1 protein-coding gene and 1 pseudogene are annotated in these 761 nt (G+C 60.8%); both read left to right on the forward strand.

Translation table 11 applies throughout. The features are described 5' to 3' along the window. Positions 1–284 (forward strand): sensor histidine kinase (locus ALO43_RS14550; protein WP_162235591.1); only part of this gene is annotated, 284 nt, incomplete at its 5' end. Between the two features lie 241 nt (positions 285–525). Further along, positions 526–761: pseudogene (locus ALO43_RS14555) on the forward strand (hypothetical protein); the annotation flags it as partial.

Below are 761 nucleotides of genomic sequence, written 5' to 3' on the forward strand. Positions count from 1 at the left end.
GTCACGGCGATCCCCAAAGCCCGGTCGAGGTGACAGCGGGCGTGCGCGGTGATCTGTTTCTACTCAGCGTTACCAATCAGGGCGAGCCGATACCCGAGTCCGTTCGTTCGCAGTTGTTCCTCCCTTACTCACGGCCAATCACCGACGAGCCGCAAGCCGGGCTAGGCCTGGGGCTCTATATCGCCAGCGAGATAGCCCTGGCGCATGGCGGTACGCTTGAAGTGTGCTCGACGCAAGAGCAGGGCACTGCCTGCACGTTCAGGATGCCTTTGAAGTCGGCGTAGATACGCCCGCAAGCCACAGATGTGTGATCTGTGCGTGGCGCTTCCTTGCCCTGCGCCAGGGCCAAGCATGCGTGGCGTCGCGCATGGCTGAAGGTATGCGCTTTGACCATCCTTGTTACAAACTCTCACACCGCTATGCTTGCTCATCGACACTGTCGGGCCGAACCTGAGGCCTGGGCTGCCGTCACCGGCCTGAGTCTTCACGGTTACCCCGCAGTTTCACCTTTGCCAAGAGGTAGTGATGAACAGTTTTTTGCGCAATCTTGTAGGGGGCGTGCTGGTTGCGTCATGTGGCATCGGTGCTGTTCAGGCGCAGACACTGCCAAACAGCACACTCAACAACGGCGCCAGCAGCAACCCCTATAACAGCCCGATCAAGCGCTCCAACCCCAACAGCCGTCAGGGCACCGAGTCATCACGCCCCGCGCGCCCGGCTCCAATATTGCGCCTCCTGTGCGCAGGCCTACGCTGGAGAAC

The sequence above is a fragment of the Pseudomonas tremae genome (genome assembly GCF_001401155.1).
In the GTDB taxonomy this organism is placed as follows: domain Bacteria; phylum Pseudomonadota; class Gammaproteobacteria; order Pseudomonadales; family Pseudomonadaceae; genus Aquipseudomonas; species Aquipseudomonas tremae.